This window comes from Pseudomonas sp. GW822-FHT03F04, assembly GCF_058801405.1.
This window is the reverse complement of sequence record NZ_JBXANF010000005.1, coordinates 359,592-380,062: the sequence shown is the minus strand read 5'-3', so window position 1 is coordinate 380,062 and position 20,471 is coordinate 359,592. Positions and strand designations below refer to the sequence as shown.

The window sequence follows — 20,471 nt, the reverse complement described above, 5'->3', positions numbered from 1 at the left end:
ATTAGAACAGTCAAAAAACCAAAACTCAAAAGGAGACACATTTAATTAATTAAATGTGTCATTTCCGCCCAGCCCGCTTTTCATTTCAAAACAACCGACGCCCACTCCAAATCACTTTCTAAAAAATCATAATCATATGAATCAATTGATCTTCAGAATCTTCCAGACTGCCTCCCCCTCCACCACCAAAAATTATTCTATCGGTACGAGCGTAAAACCATTCTTCAGCCTCATCATAAACCAGCTCAAAACAAGTAGCTGCACAATCAACTCGCGAACCAAGCCCCCTACCCTCCACTTTCCCCTGATAGGAGTAAGTTAGTCTTTTGTCTCCCAGCGAGCCGAAATAATCGAACATCCATACGGAGACACTGGAAACCCTACCATTCAAAAAACCGACCACAAGCGCCCTAGTCTCGGATAACACTTTCTCTGAACCTGGAAACTGCAAATTCCAGCCCGTAAGATTCAAATCAAAAATATCAAACCGAAAAAATGTCTTACCTGAACTTTCTGTAACATCCAAAACCAACAATGGAGTATCAGAAAACTTATACACTCTCGCTTTCGGATCTACACAACACTCAAGGAGCATGGATTCAAACTCCTCACGCGTTGCCCCCAACTCAATACCAGCCAGTTCTACACCTGGGACGACGGGGGCAAACCAGTTCACTTTAATCATTTCAAGACCCATATGTCGTTCTTATAAACCAACCTTTGACCAGATGAATTATAAAACGCTGTCTTTTTTTCAAGATCCGCCTGATAAACCCCCTCAGAGTTGAGTTTATATTTAACCTTATAGGTAGCAGGGTCAATAACCTTAACCTTGCTCCCATCCACAAAAGTAAACTTATAGTACTGACCACTATGTATCGACTCAGAACTAACAGGACTAAATTGTACTTCCTTTATTAACGAATGCCCCTCAACGATAAATATTTGAGCATTTCCCGAGCTATTGGAACTTGGAGGCTTAGGCGTTATTTTAGCGCCATCCATCCTATACGCCTTAGCGAGATCATCCAGTGACGCACCCCACACTTGATCCAAGGTTCGTGGAATACCTTCTTCAATTGCAAGCTTGAGCCTGAGTTCCTCTCTCGCAATCGACGATGTTGCCGGAATTCCATCGTCGACTACAACCAGTTTCCCCGAGTCGATCGGATTTTCCGGAGTAATCGGATTGTCCACTTTCGGCGGCGTGGTGCCAGTTTTCGGAGGTTCAACGTCCGGCTTCGGTAGGACATCAGGCTTAGGTGGCACCACCGGCTTCTGCGGATCCAACACCGGCACATCCGTATCCGGCAGCTTCTCCGAAAACTTCGTGATCTGCGTCTTGAGATGGTCAATCTTGACCGTCGATCCCACTTCTTTGATGGTCTTGACCGAGACGTCGATACCCATACGCGACAGTTGCAGCGACGCATTCGCGGAGCTGGTGCCGCCACCGGCCATGAGCTGGACGATAAGCGCTACGGCCTGACCCATTTGCCGGCCAACGTTCTCCGCGTTCTCGTCGCCGCCCACGGTGGCTGCTTCAAGGATTTGCGAAAGTTGCGATTTGAAGGCATCAGCGACGCTTTTACCAAGGATGTTCACCGCCTCATCAGAAGCGAGGAACTCGTTCATGGCGTGGAAGCTTTCCACCGGATCACGCAGCAGATTCACTGCACTGTCCAGAGCGCCCAGTCCAGCGCCTGCCATGCCGTCCGTGAAGCCTTTCATGACTCCGGAAGCTGTCAGCAGATCCTGTCGTGCTGAAATGAGTCCCCACTTCGCGATGATCGCCAGCTTAAGGGCCAAGTTGGGCTCTGCATCGATTTCCTTTTTGGCCTGGACGTACTGCTGCGTTGCCAGCCAGTTGTTGTCGATGTTGGCTGTCGCTGCATTATTCGCGGTCGCCGCGCCATTTGGATTGCTCATGGCCGCAATACCGGTCACCAGACTGGTGATGATGTTGCGTTTGGCTTCACGTTCTATTGCGGTTTCATTCGGGTCGGAGTCTGCAAACAGGCCGGCCAGCACACTGGACGCCGAACCACCCAAGGCACCCGCCGAACAGCTTTGATTGCTGGCGGCAGCGCCTGCGCAACCGAGAATCGCATGCAAGGCGGCGTGTTCCGGACTGCCCTCTTTCAGACCTTTTTTCACCAGGTCGCCGATGTACGACGAACCCTGCTGCTGGACGTAGTTGACCACCATGTTTTGTGCGAATTGCGAGCTGCTACCGGTGACGCCACCGCTGATCCCGGCGACCAGAGCTGTTGCAATCTGTCGGTAGGTACCACCAGCGCCCCAGTTGTCGCCGATTTCTTGTACCTGCTTCTGGAGCACCAGGTATTTCTCGTGATGTTCCAGCTTCTTGGCTGGATCGGTTTCGCTTTTGGAAAGCGCATACTCGACTTCAGCCTGTTTCTTCTTGTCATCAATTTCACGCGCGCGGCTCTCGATGAACTGCGAAACGTTCTGCACGAATTTGCCGACAATCTCGAAATCAACACCAATTTCCTTGGCATCGAAAATCGGCTTTAGCTTGTTGCTGCCGTCACGCTCGCTGGAAACATCGGTGTTGATCGCAGCGATGGCCTGTTCGGCCGTTTGCCCGGTCAGCTCCTGTTGCTTTGTGCTGTTAGTGATGGTGACGGCAGCGCCGCTGATACCACTGTAAGTGGTGCTGCTGGAGTTTCCGCTGGCAAACAGAGCAATAGGAGTCGTTGCGCTGACGCCATCCTTGCTCGCGACGACTGGCCCGCCTCTGTTGGCCGTCGCGCTGGCATTGCCATTGGCGTCACGCCCCATGTCGCTGCCATATCCGCCACTCAGGTTAATGCTGCTGGCATCGTACTCAGCCTTGTTCTTGACGTCCGACGTGGTCAGCGTGCCGGTGCTTAATGTGTTTTTGCCGTCAGCCACCGCTTTGTCGGTACTGGCAATGATCGCCCCGACGAGGTCAGTGTTGCCCTTGACCTCGACCTGGAAACCACCATTGCCCGCCTTGATGCCCGACTGCTCGGAGACGCTGGCGTATTCACTGTGCATGTGCTGCTGGGAGATGCCGCCGCTGACGCTGCTGTTGCCGACGCAGAACGGAGGCACGCAGACACTCAGGCCGACGTTGGCGCTTGACTGCTTGGAGGTGTAGGTACTGGTGTCTTGCAGGCTCTCGATATTGAGATCGCCGCCCACGTTGACCTTGACCGTTTCACCGCTGGCGGTAGCACCCTTGATGTTGGTGTCGCCACCACTTTTCAGGTTCAGCGTGCCGCCGGATTTGACCGAGGTGTTGGTGTGCGTGACGTCGTCACCGTCGCTGCTGCCACGGCCCTTGTTGGCGGCCAGTTCAAAGGTAATACCGTTTTGCTCGCCGAAGCCGAAACCGATACCGGCGCTCCAGCCGCTGTTGCTGTTGGTGCTTTCCTGATGAGCAGTGTTCTGTGCGGACAAAAGATTGATCGCGCCATCGGCGTTCAGCGAAACATCGCCACCGCCTTCAATGCGACTACCGACCACATTGATGTTGCTGTCGGCACCGGCGCCCTTGGCGACGATGTTGATGTTGCCACCCGCAATCACACCGCTGCCGACGACATTGCTGCCGCTCTGGCTGCTGTTCATCTTGCTTTGGCTATTGCTGAGGTTGACGCTGACCTTCACTCCGACCCGAGGGTCTTCTTTCAGGGCCTTGGCCGCGTCCACCGCCTGGTCGCCACTCATGGCCGCATTCACGGCAGCGAGTGCAAGCATCCGCCCGTCTGTGGTTTTCCCGGCGGCCTCGCCCATCTGCTGGATGCCACGCAGTGCATCCACCAGCGGAATGCTCACCGTGCCACCGACGGCGGTGCGATTGGTGCTGGCGGTTTTGGTGGAACTCAGCGTGTCATAGCCCTCGCCGATATCCACGTGCTTGGCCGTGATCCCGATGTCACCCACCGGCGCGACCAGTTGACTGGCCGTCTGGGTGTAATGATCCCCGGCCGTCAGCAGGATGTTGCCGCCAAGCGATGCGATCTGACTGCCCGACTGGCGAGTCGTGGTGCTCTGATCCGATTCCTTGGTCTTGACGATCCCCGTCGCGCCCTGCCACCAGGAACCGATCTCGCCCACCTTCTTGCTGCCTGAAGAGGAACTGGCGGTCGTGGTGTTTTCAGCGCTGATGACTTCCAGATTGCGTCCGGCGTTGATACCGATGTTCTTGTCGGCCACCAGCGTACTGCCTTCAACGACCGTGTCCCGACCGCTCTTGATCTGCAGGCTGCCGGCGCTGATATCGCTGCCGATGCTCTCGGTGGAAGTCTGTTGACCCTGTTGCGACTTCTGCGTGTTGGACAGCAGCCCGGTAATCGTCGCCCCCGTCTTGCTGGAGCTCTGCGACTGGCTGGAGGTTTGTGTTTCCTGGGCGGCGCCGATGAACACGTCATTGGCGGCGGTCAGCTTGATCTCATCCGTTGCACGCAACGAGGCCGCCTTCAACGTAATGTCGTTGTCGGCTTTGAGCTCCATGCTCTTGGCAACCCACTCGGTGCTGTTCAAGCGGGTTTGAGTGGCCTCGGCACTATTGGATTTGCTGGATTTCCAGTTCTTCTTCGAAGAGGCACTGGCCTGGCTGGCATAGTCCTCGGCTGCGTCGAGATTGATGTCATGGCCGGCAGTGGCCAGCAACGATCCATCGGCTTTGACTTTTGCCCCTTGTGCATTGATGTCTTGACCTGCAGACATCACCAGCTTGCTTCCCGACTCGATACTCGAGCTGACCGATGTAATGCGTTCGCTCTCGGTCATCACGGATTTTTTCTTGCCGAAGTCGCCCTTCTTCGTCTTGGTATAGAACGAATGATCAAGGTTATCAGCGGTCAGCAGGTTCAGGTCGTCGCCGGCATAGACAAAGGCCTCGCCACCCGACTTGACATGGCTGGCGATCAGGTTGAGATCCTTGTCGGCATTGAGCGTCAGGCTTCCACCAGCCTTGATCACGCTCGATTGCTGGGCGACGTGATCCTCCTCCGCACGGAACTTCTTGTTCCAGCCGGTGGCATGGGACTCGTCAGCCGCTGAGCTGATCGTCAGGTCACCTTTGGCATTGATGTCAACGTTGCCTTTGGCGTCGACATTACTCGCCACCACGCTGACGTCACGCTGGGCCGTAACCTTGAGTGTGCCGCCGACGTTGACGTCCGAGCCATGCTGCTTGACCGTCGAATACTGATAGTTGGTATTGCTGCGGTCAGTGGTCTGTTCGGTCGAGTCGATGTGTACATCGCGGCTGGCCGTCAGCGTGGTATCGCCACCACTCTTCAATACGCTGCCGCTGTTGTTGATGTCACGACCTGCGCTGATCACCAGTGCATTCGCCGCTTCGATGCGCGAGGCGTTGTCGACGAAGTCGGTTTCTTCGCTCAGGCGACCGTCAGTGCTCTTGTGGGTGGTAACCGTGCGCTCGTTGATCACATCGCCATGTTCGGCGGTCAGAGTGACGTCGCGCCCGGCAATAATGCCCCCGGCCTTGTTGGTCAGATTATTGGTGGCCGTCAACTTCAGGACATTTCCGGCCTCGACCAGACCACTGCTCACCAGGTCTTTTTTGGCGGTTGCATCGAGGTTCTGGCTCGCGCGCAACGTACCGGAGTTCTCCAGGTTCTCACCGGCGATCAACGTGACATCGTTGCCTTGGATCAACGCACCATTGGCCGCGAGGCGGTTGTTGGCGTTGGCCAGGTACAGCACCGGCACCAGGACTTTTTCGCCGTTTACTACACGCTCTTCGAGCCAGACGATGTCGTGGGTCAGCGCAGCGACCTGCTGTGCACTGAGGGTAACGCCCACGCTAAGGTTCAAGGTGTTCTTGCTGGCGATGGCGTTGTCCATCAGGTACTTGTAGACCGCCTCATCGGAATTCTGCCCATCGATGAAACGCTGCCCCGTCCGGGCCACCACGGCTTGCTGAATCAGTTTCTGTTCAAAGAGGCCGTCGCCCAGACGCTTGGCACTCTGGTCTGCGCTGTAGCCCAGTCCCTTCAGCAGATAATCCGAGCTCATGAACTGCTTGAGGTCAGTGAGCACTGGGTTGGTTTCGATCAGGTATTTGTGCGGCTGAGACTTGCCGGCGTTGCTCGGCAGGCCTTGCACCCGGTTGATGGTCACCGGGGTCGGCGATGGATCGGCGGTGACCTTGCCGCCGCTCAACGTCCAGCTCTGCGGGCCAGTGGCGGTCGGATTGCTGCTGCCTTCCGTGCTCAGACGGAACAGGCCGTTCTGGCCTGTCGGCAAGCTGAAACCTGGCAGGTCGATCGGGCTGACCTGCTGCTGGGCGAGATCCGGCGGCAGTTGCGGGTTGATCTTGACCACCGTGGAGTAGCCGCTGCCAGCGCCCGTATCGGTGTTGGTTTTGCCTGCCGCGACGTAGCTGTAATAAGGACGCACCACACTGTTGTCGATGGTCTGGGCCGCATTCAATGTGATGTTGCCACCAGCCTGGATCACAGCGTCATAGGAACTGCCGGATCCGGGGACGGTAACGATGCTTTCGGTGAGCTTGCCACCGCCAAGCATGCTTATGAAGCGACTCAGATCCGCCTCAACAGTAGGCGACGGCGTGTCTCCGTTCTTTTCGTTGAATGCTTTGGCTGCGGGCTCGGTGGCGTAGATCTGGTCAACGTAGTTCCAGTAGGTACGCTTGGTGATGATCTCCTGCTCTTGCACGCCCTTGTTGGTGATAGTGCCGGCATTGACCGAAATGTTGCCGGTGGCGGCAATGGTACTGCTGCTGTTGTTCAGAGCCTGGACGTTGAGCGACATGTTGCCACCGCTGGTCAGGCTCGCGGCCGCGCTGCTGTTGCTGACTTTCAGGCGATCGGTCTCGGCAATCTCCCAATGCCCGTTGCGTCGACCGCCACTGCGAAAATCACACCCGGCAATCGGGATCAGATTGCAATCGAGCTGGGTGATGACCACCGAGTTTTTTTCATGCGCTGTGTATTCGAGAATGTCCCTGACGTTATTCACGGTCAGGGCATTGATGGTCAGGTCTCGCGCGCCGTAGATCTCGCCGGAACGATTGTCCAGCAAGTCAGCCTTGCCACTGTCGCGATCACGGCCGATATGCACATTGTTCAAGCCATACACATTACCGTAGGCGTTGGTGAAACTGGCCAACAGCAGACGCATGTCGCCGCCACTGGTGATCAGGCCCCCGCTGTTCAGGAGGGCACTGGTGGTCAGGGTGAGCTCTTTGCCGGAACCGATGGTGCCGTAGTTATTGATGTTGGCGGCGCCCAGGGTCAGATCACCGCTGGATGTCAGACGCCCTTGGTTGTTCAACACGCCATTGATATTGATGGTGGTGTTGCCGCCACCGGCAATGCTGGTCCCGGCGTTGAGATCCAGCTGATTGGCCTTGAGCGCCAAGTCACCCAGACTGCTGGTGCGACCACTCCCGGAATAATTGCCCCACAAGGTCAGGTCCAGCGCGCCGTCACTGGCAATCAACCCATCGTTATTCCAGCTGCCACCGCTCCCGGTCAGTTTGCTGACCGCCAGCAACTGCCCGCTAGCCGTCTGGTTGAGGTTGTTGATGTTGACCGTCAGACGATCGGCCTGGATCAGACTGCTGTTGGTCCAGCCATCGGCTGTCAGTGTCAGTCCGCCGCGGGTTACGAAGCTGCCGCCAGCACTGCCGAGCTGTCCGGTGGCAATGTCGAAGATTCCGGTACCGACATGCAACACGTTACCGCCACCGTTCAGCAATCCACCCGCGCCGAGGCTGAGGTCATTGTTGGCGCTTTCTACGGTACCGTTGCGGTTATCGAACAGACCGCCGAGGGTGAACGCGGTTTTCCCGGTGCTGCCGAGTGCACGCAGCTGGCCCGTCTGGTTATCGATACTGGCAGCACCCACGCTCAGCGTGCTGGCGCTTTCGATGATACCTGTGCGGTTGTTCAGGGCACCGCTCAAGCTGAAATCGATTTGTTGTCCAGCCACCTGGCCGCCGGTACTGCCGCTGTTGTCAAAATCCCTACCGGTGACGCTGGCGCGTTGCTTGGCAACCAGTACGCCGTTGCGGTTATTGAAATTACCGTTGTTGCCCAGATCGATAGTCGCGTCACCGCTCTGTGCAGCGATCCGTCCAGCCTCGTTGTCGAGACCGGCCAAGGCCTTGAGCGTCAGTCGCTGAGCCTGGATCACCCCACCCTGTCCGTTGCGCAACAAGCCGCCGACCTGCGCAGTGAAGGCGCTTTTGAGGCTGGACAGCACACCGCCCCGGCTGTCGAGGCTGGCAGCGGTGACGTCGAGATCGCCGGATTTGGCTACGAAGCGACCGCTCTGGTTATCGATGGCGCCATCGACCTTGGCGGTGAGTAAGCCTTCGCTTTGCAGGGTGCCCTTGGCGTTGTCGAGGCTGGCAGCGGTCAATTGCAGATCAGCGGCATCGCTGTAAATCAGACCACCACTGTTTTGCACAGCACCGCGCGCGGTGAGCACCAGGTTGTCGTTGGCAGCTACGGTGCCGCCATTGCGATTGTCGAGGTCGCCGGTCAACAGGCTGAGCAGTTTCTGGCTGACCAGTTTGCCGCCCTGGTTATTGATTTGCGCGGCACGTGTGATCACTAATGGACCAGCGCCGGCCAATTGACCTTTGATATTTGTCAGAGCGCCCAGCAAGTCGAGATTGACAGCCGCTTCACTGGCTAGAACCCCTTCTGTGTTATCCAGGTCTGTGCCGGTGAAACGGATGTCCTGCTTGGCGTTGATGGTCGCATGGGTGTTGTCGAGACGTTTGGCGCTGATATCCAGAACCGCGCCGCTGTCGATCTGGCCACCCTGCCCGTTGTTCAATGTGCCGGTGACGGTCAGAGACTGCGCGCCCTCGCTCGAGAGCGCGCCTTTGTCCGAGTTATCGATGTTGGCCGCGGTGATCTTCAAGATGCCTTTGCTGGCCAGTGCACCGGTGTTGCTGTTGCGGATATCGCCAGTGAGATCGACCAATAGATCGCCATCACGACTGGACAACGTACCGTGATTGCGATTGTCGAGACTGCCACCGAGCAGGCTCAGGTTTTGCCAGCCGGAAATCAGACCATTCAGATTGCGCGTGTTGTCAGCGCTCAGATCCAGTCGCTGACGACTGAAAAGCTTGCCATCACTATTGTCCAGATTGCGTGCGGCAAGCGTATAGCTCAGGTCGCTGGAGAGTTCGCCGCCCTGGTTGTTCAGGTCCCGCAGACGATTGATGCTCAACCGGCCTTTGGTCGTAATCAGACCTTTGCTGTTGTTGAGGTCGCCCATCGCACCGCTGAAATCGATGGCGATGGCACTCCCGAGCAGCGAGCCGCCATTCTGGTTGTTGATGTTGGCAGCGCTGATGGCGAGAGTTTGTGTGGCGCTGATCAGCCCCTTGTCCTGATTGTCGAGCTGACCGTCAACGCGCAGATCCAGGCCGGCACGACTGGTGAAGGTAGCGCCATTGTTGTTCAGGCTACCCGCGCGGGCGTCGATGCTGGCTGCAGCGATAAGCCCCTTGATATTGGTCAATGCCTGCTGCACGCGCAGGGTCAGGGTTTGATTGCTCAGCAGTTTGCCATCGCTGTTGTCCAGGCTGTCGGCAGCAAACGTAAACGCCTGGGCGCTGGAGATTTCACCGCCACGGTTGTCGACCTGTTGCAGGTTTTTCAGAACCAGCAGCGGTGCATTGATCAGACCCTTCTGGTTGTTCAAGACGCCGTTGTTGAGATCAAGCGCCAGCGACGTATCGCTGGTGAGTTGTCCACCTTCGTGTTGATCGAGGCTTGCTGCATTGACCGACAACGCACCATTGCTGGCGATCCGCCCCTTGTCGCTGTTGACGATGTGGCCAGCCTTGAGCGTCAGGTTGTCGAGGGAGGTCAACTTGCCACTCTGGTTGTTGATCTGGCCGGTGGCGGTAATGCTCAAGGCTTTTCCGGCATTTACCAGCCCTGCAACGTTGTCCAGCGTTGCCATGCGCAATGTCGCACTTTGCAGGCTCGACAGTTCGCCGCTGCGGTTATTCAGGTGACCGATGCTGGCATCCAGACGCCCGGAACTCTTGATCAGACCGTTGGTGTTGAGTACCTGGCTGGCGTTGAGACTCAGATCCCCCGTGCTCAGTACGCGACCTTTGTTCTGGTTATCAAGAATGCCTGCGGTCACGCGCGTGTTTTGCGCGCTCAAGGTACCGCCCTGATTGTTCAGGGTCTGTGCCGCCGCGACCGTCAAATCGCGGTTCGCAATCACGCTTTTGCCGGCGTTATCGATGCTGCGCGCGCTGATGGCGACATTGCCTGCTGCATTGCGAGTGTTGTCCGCGTTGACTCCGGCTTCGATGATGCCGTTGTTGGTCAACTGCCCGCCGGCATTGAGGTTGATATTGTCCCGTGCTGCGAGAGTCTGCCGGTTGGTCAGGTTGCCCTGGGTCTGAGCGTTGACGTTCGTGCCGGCATAAACCGGTCCCTGGGCGTCGAGGCTGGTCGCCGTGATGTTGATGATGTTCGCGGCCGAGGCCTGCGCCAGGGTCAGTTGACCGTTGCTGTCGATCTGGATATCACCGCCGCTGGCCGCCACGTTGCCTGCCAGCTTCACCCCCACGCCGGCTTCCGTGCCCACCAGTTTGATCGCCCCCGCATACATCCCGCCAAGCGCCGAAGAGTCGATGGCCAATTGCGGTTTGGTGCTGCCGTCATCGGCACGGGCCGTGGCATTGAGAGTTTGCGCGTTGACGTCGTTGCGACCGGCAACAATGGTCAGGTTCTGCGCCCGGATTTCGGCATTGATTTTTGCGCTGCGGGTGATGATTTCGAAACGGTCGACGTTGCTGGCGTTGAGCCCCGTACCTTCGATGGCGACGCTGCCCTGATCAACCTGAAAGCGATCCAGACGACCCGCACCATCAAGCACCGGTTTACCGGTAGTCAGGGTCACTCGTGGGGTGTTGATGAAACCGCAACCGTTGCAACTGATGCCATAAGGGTTGGCAACGATGACTCGCGCCGACTGCCCCGCCACTTCGGTATAGCCGCGCAACTGGCTCGGGTTGCCGCCCACCACTTCGTTAAGGATGGTTTGCGCCGCCACACGATTGGTCAGGTGAGGGTTGCCGACGATGATCCCGCCCAGTTGCGTCTGCCCGGTCTGAGCTGCCACGTTGTTGAGGATGACGCCCTGTGCCCCGACGTTGTAGTCGTGAAACTGGTTGTGTGAAAGCCCCGAGCCGTCAGGCGTGGCGATGTTGACGATCGGCACGCCGTTGCCTGCCTGCCCCAGACTCGTACCGGGATTGGCCACCACAATCCCGTCCGCCTGCGCCCACATCGGTTGCCAGAACATGACGTTGGCCAGCAGGAATGCCAGTCCGCGTTTGGGCATGCCCCAGAAGTGTTCGCGGCTTTTTACGGCCGCAGCAGGTTGGCCGGCCAGAAAGGTCAGGTGGCGAATGTCCATATCAGTATCTCGGGGCAGGCGGAAATTAAATGAAGAAGTCCAGGCGGAAATAGATCGGCGCTTCGCGCTCGGTCAGCGCGGCCGGTCGTTCCAGGGAATGGGCGAAGGTCACGCTGGCCGCGACGTGCTCGCCACGAGCGAACAGCTCCAGCGAGTTGCTCGACATGCGCCCGTGCTGGTCACCGTTGTAACGATCATTGCGAATGACGCCCTGGTCGTAGCCCAGGCTGGTGCCGTATTCGGCGAATACCGGGCGCAGCCATTCGGCAGTCACCGGGCGCGCCCAACGCAGATCGTTGCGCCAGTAGCCACCGCTGTCGCCGGACAGCGACTGATCCTTGTAGCCACGGATCGACGACAACCCGCCGAGGCTGGTGCGCTGCGAACTGAACAGCACGTCTTCGCTGCGCTGGCCGGTCATCAGGCTGCTGAAACTGAGCGATTCGCCCCACAGCTTGAACGGCTGCAGGTAGCTCAGGGTCGCGGTGTATTTGCGGTAGCGCGCGTCCGGTTCGCCGGGGCCCGGGTCGTGGCTGCCCTGGGCATCGAACGCACCGATGCCTTGCTGCATCCCGGCGTCGATGTTGACGAACGCGCTGCCGATCCGCCGCCCGTGGTTGATGCCGAACTGCGCTTCGCTGATGCGGTTGCTGCTCAGGCGCAGCTTGCTGTCTTCGATGAAGTTGTTGCTGCGCAGGTACGACAGGCCGGTGCTGAGAGAGGTCTTGCTGACCGAGTCACGGTGGATCACCCGCTCAGCGCGAAACTGATGGTTTTCACTGTCGCCGGTCTGCTTGAAGTTGTAACCGTTGGCGGCGATTTGCGAGCGGTACTCGCTCTGGCTGTAGCTGTAGCTGAAGTTCCACCAGCCCCACGGCAGGTTGTAGTTGAGCATCGCGTTGTTGGAGGTGTGCTGATGATCGCTCATCGCATCGTGACCGCCGCGCAGGCTCAACTGATCGGCCAGGCCCAGCGGGCTGTCCCAGTCGAAAGTAGTCCCCCACTGTTGCTCACCGGTACTGCGCTGGCCGCTGTTGCTGCGCGACAGCCCGGCACGCCAAGGCTTTTGCGCAGTGTTATTGACCAGCACGTCACTGCCACCGACATTCTTGCCCGGCGAGAGCTCCATCTTGGCCTGATTGGACGGCAGACGATTGAGCTGATCGACCATCTGCTCGATCTCGCGCAGGTTGATCAGTTCGCCGGCCTTGCCGGGAAAAGCCATGGCCAGTTCACGTTCCGACAGCTTGCTGTTCTCGGCACCTTTCAGGCTTTCGAGCTTGCCCTCGACCACCAGCACTTTCAGGTGCCCGGCGGACAAATCCTGCTGCGGCAAGTAGGCGCGACTGGTAACCAGCCCCTTCTCGATGTAATGCTCGGTGATGACTTTGAGCAGCTCATTGAGCTGTGGCACACCCAGGCACTGGCCGATGTACGGCTTGAGCAGGCGCGTCTTGTCGCTCTCTGACAGGCTGTCGGCGCCTTTGAGTTCGATGTCTTTGATCGGGAAGCAGCGAGTGTCGGTCGGCGCCGCCGGTTGAACTGGCTTGGCATCCTTGCCCGGCAGGTCCTTGAGTTCTTCGAGGCGACGGCGCTGCTCGTCGAGCAGGCGATCCTGGCGTTCGCGGATCAGGTCGGTTTCACCAGGGGTGGGTGCAGCGAGTACAGCGTTAAGCGGAGACAGGCACAGCAAAGCCAGGCACAACCTCGCCCCAAGGGCGGGTGAGTACATGTTCGATCCCTCGAGACGGAATTGATATCAAAATAGTGGCGCGATGTTAATGAGCCACTATTCTGACGTCAATTTATGGATTCACCGAACCATTGTTGCCGACGAACGGTATCTGTGAAATCGTCCGACTCCGACAGAGATGCAGGATGTTTCGCAGATCAACCAAGGAAAACCGGTCGCCGCATCAGAGAACGTTCCGAAAAACGAAACGTCCGACAGACCCCACTCACTTCACCTCAGTGCTCAACTGCCAGTTTCGTCGCCACATCCTCCGGCGACAGCACCCGACCATCGGCTGACAGCAACTCAAGCTTGCGGATCGGCTGCCCTTTCTGCGCATCGACCATCACCGACCCCGGTTCGCCAGGCGCGTACAGGTGTTCCCCGCCCCACTGCGACAGCGCAACGATCACGGTTTGCAGCGCACGGCCCTTTTCCGTCAGCACGTACTCCTTGTAAGCGCTGCCATCGGACGCCGGCACCATGCGCAGGATGTCGCGCTCCACCAGCCCTTTGAGCCGGACACTCAACATGTTCTTGGCGATCTCCAGGCTCTTCTCGAAATCGCCGAAACGACTAATGCCATCCAGCGCATCGCGGATGATCAGCAACGACCACCAGTCGCCGATCAGGTCCAGTGTCCGGGCGATCGGGCAGGCATTGCCGGCAAGGCTTTTGCGCTTCATTTCGGGGGTCTCCAGCAAATCGGCAGGTTCGATGCGGTTGCATCTTACAACCCGCGCTGCAAAACCGATAACGCCGTGCGCCTCGAACTTAGCACCTGCGTACAAGTGGCCGATGCACTTTGCCGCGATAGTGAACGTTGCCATCACGGCATCCACGCAGGCCCACACCCAAGGAGTTTCCATGAGCACGTTCACGACTCAAGACGGCACCGAAATCTATTTCAAGGACTGGGGCAGCGGCAAGCCCGTGCTGTTCAGCCACGGTTGGCCGCTGGACGCCGACATGTGGGAATACCAGATGGAATACCTGAGCAGCCGCGGCTACCGCACCATCGCGTTCGACCGTCGTGGTTTCGGTCGTTCCGAGCAGCCATGGACCGGCTATGACTACGACACCTTCGCCGACGACATCGCGCAGTTGATCGAACACCTCGACTTGCGTGACGTGACCCTGGTCGGTTTTTCCATGGGCGGCGGCGATGTCAGCCGCTACATTGCGCGCCACGGCAGCGAGCGCGTCGCCGGGCTGGTGCTGCTGGGCGCGGTGACGCCGCTGTTCGGCAAGAAACCGGACTTCGCCGAAGGTGTCGACACGTCGGTGTTCGACGGGATCAAGGCCGGCCTGCTGAAGGACCGCGCGCAGTTCATTGCTGACTTCAACGCCCCGTTCTACGGCACGAACCAGGGCCAGAAAGTCTCCGAGGGCGTGCTGACGCAAACCCTGAACATCGCCCTGCTCGCCTCGCTCAAAGGCACCGTGGATTGCGTCACGGCGTTCTCGGAAACCGACTTCCGCCCGGACATGGCGAAAATCGATGTGCCGACGCTGGTGATTCACGGCGACGGTGATCAGATCGTGCCATTCGAAACCACCGGCAAACGGGCCGCTGCACAGATCAAGGGCGCTGAGCTGAAAGTCTACGCAGGCGCGCCACACGGCTTTGCGGTCACCCATGCGCAGCAATTGAATGAAGACCTGCTGGCGTTTCTCGACCGCTGAGTCCGCAGTCAACTGAAGCCTTGCAAAGGGCCGTCGACTACCCTGTCGGCGGCCCTTTTTTTCGTTGTCCCGGATTCCGGTGCCGTGGCGAGGCCCAGCATTTACGGGCGCTTCAGGCCTCTGCATCACGTTTTTATCTTCACATCCCAGCTTAATAATATTTTACCGATATCCACCCCCTCCCTAGTCTGATCCCAAGCACAGAGAACAGGTCGACAGCGGCCTGAATCCAACGGCCTCGTGAGAAGGGATCAGAGATGACCACTGAAATAATAAAAACAGACACGCTTGTTGTCGGCGCCGGTCAAGCGGGTGTGGCCATGAGTGAACACCTGAGCAAACTCGGTGTGCCGCACCTGGTGCTGGAGCGCAGCCGCGTTGCCGAGCGCTGGCGCACCGGGCGCTGGGACTCACTCGTGGCCAACGGTCCGGCGTGGCACGACCGCTTTCCGGGGATGGAATTCGACGACGTCGATCCAGACGGTTTCGCCCACAAGGAGCGCGTCGCCGACTACTTCGAGGCCTATGCGAAGAAATTCAACGCGCCGATCCGCACCGGCGTGGACGTGAAAAGCGTAGTGCGCAATGTCGGTCGCCCGGGCTTCACCGTCGAGACCTCCGAGGGCGTGATCGAAGCCGCCCGTGTCGTCGCTGCTACCGGCCCGTTTCAACGTCCAGTGATCCCGGCCATTGCGCCGAAGGATGAGCGTCTGCTGCAGATTCACTCGGCCGACTATCGCAACCCGCAACAACTGCCGGCCGGTGCGGTGCTGGTGGTCGGTGCCGGTTCGTCGGGCGTGCAGATCGCCGATGAATTGCAGCGTTCGGGCAAGCAGGTGTTCCTCTCGGTCGGCGCCCATGACCGCCCTCCTCGTGCTTACCGCAACCGCGATTTCTGCTGGTGGCTCGGCGTACTCGGCGAGTGGGATCAGGCCGCCATGAAACCTGGCCGCGAGCACGTGACAATCGCCGTCAGCGGCGCCCACGGTGGCCGCACGATCGACTTCCGTGGCCTGGCCCATCGCGGTATGACCCTGGTCGGCGTCACCGAATCGTTCAACGACGGCGTGGTGACCTTCAAACAGGACCTGCGCGACAACCTCAAGCGTGGCGACGAGAACTACCTCGCGTTGCTGGATGCCGCCGATGCCTACATCGAACGCAACGGCCTCGATCTGCCGCTGGAACCGGAAGCCCGCGAGACGTACCCAGACCCTGAATGCGTGAAGAACCCGCTGGCCAATCTTGATCTGGCCGCCGCCGGCATCACCTCGATCATCTGGGCCACCGGGTTTGCCGTGGACTATTCCTGGCTGAAAGTCGCGGCGTTCGACGACAACGGCAAGCCGCAACATCAGCGCGGTGTGTCCAGCGAATCGGGTGTGTATTTCCTTGGGCTGCCATGGCAGTCACGACGCGGTTCGTCGTTCATCTGGGGCGTGTGGCACGACGCCAAGCACGTGGCCGATCACATCGCCACCCAGCGCAAATACCTGGCCTATCGCGATGCCGAACAACGCGAAGCCGTGCTGCATAGCAACGCTGTCGACACCGTCGACGCTTGATCCCCCATTACCGCTCCGGCGCCCATCGCGCCGGGCCCGAATTCGTCAGGAGTTTCACATGAGTCAGCCAACCCACACCCGCATTCGCATGTTCAACACCAAGGACACTTACCCGAACCAGACCCTGGACAATGACTTGTGCCAGGCCGTCCGCGCCGGCAATACCGTGTATGTCCGTGGTCAGGTCGGCACCAATTTCGATGGTGAACTGGTCGGCCTCGGCGACCCGCGCGCACAGACCGAACAGGCGATGCGCAACGTCAAGCAACTGCTGGAAGAGGCCGGCAGCGACCTGAGCCATATCGTCAAGACCACCACTTACCTGATCGACCCGCGCTACCGCGAGCCGGTGTATCAGGAAGTCGGCAAATGGCTGAAGGGTGTTTTCCCGATCTCCACCGGGCTGGTGGTGTCGGCGCTGGGTCAGCCGCAGTGGCTGATGGAAATTGATGTGGTTGCGGTGATTCCCGAGTAATTCGACCTTAGCGAAAGGAGGCCACACATGACATTTTCCATCGCCGCCCGTTGCCCCGAAACCGGTCAGTTCGGCATTGCCATCAGCTCCTCCAGCATTGCCGTCGGCGCCCGTTGCCCGTGGCTGCTGCCGGGTGTCGGCGCGGTATCGAGCCAGAACATCACCCTGCCGTCACTCGGCCCGGAAGTGCTCGCCCTGATGGAGCAAGGCCTGGCGCCCGAGGCAGCGCTGGACAAGGTGCTGACCCGCAACGGCTACAGTCAGTACCGGCAGATCACGGCGATCAACCATCTCGGCCAGACCGCGCATTTCAGCGGCGCGCAGACCCTGGGTGTGCACAACGCCGTGTCCGGCGAGCAATGCGTGGCGGCGGGCAACATGCTCGCCGGGCGCTCGGTGATCGAAGCCATGGTCGGCGCGTTCGAGGATGGCGAAGGCCAATTGGCCGACCGCCTGATCAAGGCCTTGCACGCCGCCCAGGCCTTGGGCGGTGAAGCGGGACCGGTGCATTCGGCAGCCGTGGTCGTGGTCGGTGAACTGACCTGGCCCATCGTCAACCTGCGGGTGGACTGGGCCGATGAAGACCCGATCGGTCAATTGCAAAAACTCTGGGACGCCTATCGCCCGCAGCTTCAGGACTACATCGACCGCGCCCTCGATCCGGCCAAGGCGCCGGGCTACGGGGTTGCCGGAGACGACCGATGAGCGACAGCGTCGCGTTGCTCAAGACGCTGGTGGGGTTCGACACCACCAGCCGCGAGTCCAACCTGCAATTGATCGGCTTCGTGCGGGACTACCTCGAACGTTTCGATGTGCCATGCGAGCTGATCTACAACGAAGAGCGCAGCAAGGCCAACCTGTTCGCCACGATTGGCCCGGCCGATCAGCCGGGCATCGTGCTGTCGGGGCACACCGATGTGGTGCCCGTCGATGGTCAGCCATGGACGCTGCCGCCGTTCGAACTCAGCGAGCGTGACGGCAAGTTGTACGGTCGCGGCACGGCGGACATGAAGGGCTACATCGCCTGCGTGCTTGCTTTGGTGCCGTCGTTGGTCAACGCACCGTTGCGCATGCCAGTGCACATTGCGCTGTCCTACGACGAAGAAGTCGGCTGCCTCGGCGTGCGTTCGCTGCTCAAGATGCTGGAGCAACGTCCGGTCAAACCGTTGCTGTGCATCATCGGCGAACCGACCGAACTCAAACCGGTGCTCGGGCACAAGGGAAAACTGGCGATGCGCTGCGATGTCCAGGGTCACGCCTGTCATTCGGCCTACGCGCCACTCGGGGTCAATGCCATCGAATGCGCCGCCGAACTGATCGGCGAGCTGGGACGTATCGGCCGCCAGCTCAAGGATGAACACCTCGACCCGCGCTTTGACCCGCCGTATTCAACGGTGCAAACCGGCGTGATCAGCGGTGGCAAAGCATTGAATATCGTCCCCGCCGATTGCCGTTTCGACTTCGAAATCCGTGCCCTGCCCTCGCAGGATCCGGTGGTCGTCGCGCAGCAACTCAAGACCTACGCCGAACAGCAAATGCTGCCGCGCATGCGGGCCGTCAGCGAGCAGAGCGATATCCGGTTCAGCGAACTGTCGGCGTATCCGGGGTTGGCGACGGATGCCCGGAGCCAGGCTGCGGAATTGATCGCCACGTTCTGTGGCTCGGACGATTTCGGCACCGTGGCGTTTGGTACAGAGGGCGGACTGTTCGACGCAGTGGGGATTCCCACGGTGGTGTGCGGCCCCGGCAGCATGGATCAGGGCCACAAACCGGACGAGTTCGTCAGCCGCGATCAGCTCAAGGCCTGCGATGAGATGCTGCAACGGATGCTGGCGTCGATTCGCCTTTGAAAAAACCGGTCTGGCTGCAGGATTCGTGTCCGCAGCCAAGCCGCAATATCACCGACAGACAGCTGCTCCGATGGAGGTCAGCTGCGTTGTCGTTCATGGCGCTGAAACACCCGAAACAGAGCGCTTTCACCTGAACGGAGAACCTCGTTTTTTTAACGCCTGAAGCAACAAAACAACTAATTTATCTCTCCCCGGGCATTGCCCATGATCAACCCCAACAAGAAATGCGCCGTCCGTGCCGGCGCTCACTGAAGTACGTCCACGTACTCGTCCTTGCCTTGGAGTTCGTCATGGCCACCTCTGCAACAACCTCCGCACCGCTCATTGAAAAACACACGATCGGCTACGTGCCGCCCGAAGATCGCCACGGAAAGGTCAGGGATCTGTTCACCCTCTGGTTCGGCGGCAACATCGCGCCGCTGCCCATCGTCACCGGCGCCCTCGGCGTGCAGCTGTTTCACTTGAATCTGCTGTGGGGCATCGTCGCCATTCTGGCCGGCCATCTGGTCGGCGGTGTGCTGATGGCGCTGCACTCGGCGCAAGGCCCGCAGATGGGCATTCCGCAGATGATCCAGAGTCGTGCGCAATTCGGTTCCCTCGGCGCGCTGCTGGTGGTGTTGATTGCCGGCGTCATGTACATCGGTTTCTTCGCCTCCAACATCGTACTGGCCGGCAAGTCGCTGCATGGCGTGGTCGACAGCGTTCCGGTACCGGTCGGCATCGTGATCGGCGCGCTGGGCTCGGGAATCATCGGGATCATCGGTTACCGCTTCATCCACGTGCTCAACCGCATCGGCACCTGGGTGTTGGGGATCGGCATCGTGGTCGGCTTTGGCTACATCCTGACTCACGTGCAGACGGCTGACTTCCTCACCCGTGGCGGTTTCAACCTGTCGGGCTGGCTCGCCACCGTGTCGCTGGCAGCGTTGTGGCAGATTGCGTTTGCACCCTATGTGTCGGATTACTCGCGTTACCTGCCAGCCAATGTGCCGGTGGCCGCGACGTTCTGGACCACTTACCTCGGTTCCGCACTGGGCTCCAGCCTGTCGTTCATCTTCGGTGCGGTCGCCGTGCTGGCAACCCCGGTGGGCATGGACACCATGGACGCGGTGAAACTCGCCACCGGCTCGATCGGCCCGCTGATGCTGGTGCTGTTCCTGCTCAGCGTGATCAGCCACAACGCCCTCAACCTGTACGGCGCGGTGCTGTCGCTGATCACGTTGGTACAGACTTTCGCCTACCGCTGGATTCCGACCGCCAAGAGCCGCGCGGTGATTTCGCTGATCGTGCTGCTCGCCTGCTGCTTCGCTGCCGTCGGCGCGTCGTCAGACTTCATCGGCCACTTCGTCGACATGGTGCTGGTGCTGCTGGTCGTGCTGGTGCCGTGGACAGCGATCAACCTGATCGACTTCTACGCCATCCACAAAGGCCAGTACGACATCGCCTCGATCTTCCAGGTCGACGGTGGCATCTACGGCCGCTACAACCCGCAGGCCTTGCTGGCGTATGCGATCGGCATCGCGGTGCAGATTCCGTTCATGAACACGCCGCTGTACGTTGGCCCGGTGTCGGCGCACATCAACGGCGCGGACCTTTCCTGGCTGGTGGGGTTGCTGGTGACGTCGCCGCTGTATTTCTGGTTGGCCAGTCGTGACAGTGCTTATCGTCGGCGACTGATGACCGGGAAGCTGGCGGGCAGTCTGTAAACG

General features: G+C 59.3%; 10 protein-coding genes. 6 read left to right on the top strand and 4 right to left on the bottom strand.

The features are described from left to right. Positions 1-118 precede the first annotated feature (118 nt). The 4 genes from AC1RMX_RS14225 to AC1RMX_RS14210 form a co-directional block, all read right to left on the bottom strand. Positions 119-697, bottom strand: coding sequence for a hypothetical protein (locus AC1RMX_RS14225; RefSeq protein WP_096820088.1), 579 nt, complete (start codon positions 695-697; stop codon positions 119-121). After that, positions 682-11,454, bottom strand: a complete 10,773-nt coding sequence (locus AC1RMX_RS14220) for a hemagglutinin repeat-containing protein (RefSeq protein ID WP_493072354.1) — start codon at positions 11,452-11,454, stop codon at positions 682-684. Before AC1RMX_RS14220 ends, AC1RMX_RS14225 begins: the two co-directional genes overlap by 16 nt. Before the next feature lie 25 nt (positions 11,455-11,479). Beyond that, a complete protein-coding gene (locus AC1RMX_RS14215; protein WP_096820090.1) occupies positions 11,480-13,186 on the bottom strand; it encodes a ShlB/FhaC/HecB family hemolysin secretion/activation protein in 1,707 nt (568 codons plus the stop codon). A gap of 236 nt (positions 13,187-13,422) precedes the next feature. Then, positions 13,423-13,872: a winged helix-turn-helix transcriptional regulator gene (locus AC1RMX_RS14210; RefSeq protein WP_493072473.1), complete on the bottom strand. Its 450-nt coding sequence runs from the start codon at positions 13,870-13,872 to the stop codon at positions 13,423-13,425. Positions 13,873-14,053: 181 nt separating this feature from the next. On the opposite strand from AC1RMX_RS14210, the gene AC1RMX_RS14205 reads away from it, so the two are divergent. The 6 genes from AC1RMX_RS14205 (at position 14,054) to AC1RMX_RS14180 (ending at position 20,468) form a co-directional block, all read left to right on the top strand. Then, on the top strand, positions 14,054-14,872 hold the full coding sequence (locus AC1RMX_RS14205; RefSeq protein WP_096820092.1) for an alpha/beta fold hydrolase: 819 nt from the start codon (positions 14,054-14,056) through the stop codon (positions 14,870-14,872). A gap of 257 nt (positions 14,873-15,129) precedes the next feature. Beyond that, positions 15,130-16,437, top strand: coding sequence for a flavin-containing monooxygenase (locus AC1RMX_RS14200; protein WP_493072351.1), 1,308 nt, complete (start codon positions 15,130-15,132; stop codon positions 16,435-16,437). Positions 16,438-16,495: 58 nt separating this feature from the next. Further along, a complete protein-coding gene (locus AC1RMX_RS14195) occupies positions 16,496-16,912 on the top strand; it encodes a RidA family protein (protein ID WP_007950460.1) in 417 nt (138 codons plus the stop codon). Between the two features lie 27 nt (positions 16,913-16,939). Further along, positions 16,940-17,617, top strand: coding sequence for a DUF1028 domain-containing protein (locus AC1RMX_RS14190; RefSeq protein WP_457382644.1), 678 nt, complete (start codon positions 16,940-16,942; stop codon positions 17,615-17,617). Beyond that, the gene (argE, locus tag AC1RMX_RS14185) at positions 17,614-18,762 is read left to right on the top strand and encodes an acetylornithine deacetylase (RefSeq protein ID WP_493072348.1); all 1,149 of its coding nucleotides are present in this window, start codon (positions 17,614-17,616) and stop codon (positions 18,760-18,762) included. Before AC1RMX_RS14190 ends, argE begins: the two co-directional genes overlap by 4 nt. Before the next feature lie 290 nt (positions 18,763-19,052). Further along, entirely contained in the window at positions 19,053-20,468 is a 1,416-nt protein-coding gene (locus AC1RMX_RS14180; protein ID WP_493072346.1) for a purine-cytosine permease family protein, read from the top strand. Positions 20,469-20,471: the final 3 nt, after the last annotated feature.